This window comes from Chlorobaculum thiosulfatiphilum (genome assembly GCF_006265165.1).
Classification (GTDB): Bacteria; Bacteroidota; Chlorobiia; order Chlorobiales; family Chlorobiaceae; genus Chlorobaculum; species Chlorobaculum thiosulfatiphilum.
On the sequence record NZ_VDCH01000077.1, the window covers coordinates 1 to 265 of the forward strand.

Consider the following 265-nt stretch of genomic DNA (forward strand, 5'->3'; position numbering starts at 1 on the left):
CTGCAGATGAGCTTATCGCTGCGTGGCAACAGGCAATGACCGGTGTACCGGGGTTCGAGAAGCTGGAATTCAGTAAATCAAGGCATGGGCAGGAAAGCGGCAGTCCGATAGAAATCCTGGTCCAGGGCAACAATGAAGAGATCCGGCGGGATGCCGCAGCATTCCTGGCCGGGCTGATGCAAAAAACATACGGACTCGTACATGTCGAAACTGACCAGCCGAAAATGATGACGGAATACCGGTTGACACTCAAAAGGAACATGAT

General features: G+C 52.5%; 1 protein-coding gene. It reads left to right on the top strand.

All coding sequences use genetic code 11. The features are described 5' to 3' along the window. Positions 1–265: hypothetical protein (locus FGF66_RS12775; RefSeq protein ID WP_170181385.1), on the top strand; the 265-nt coding region annotated here is incomplete at both ends.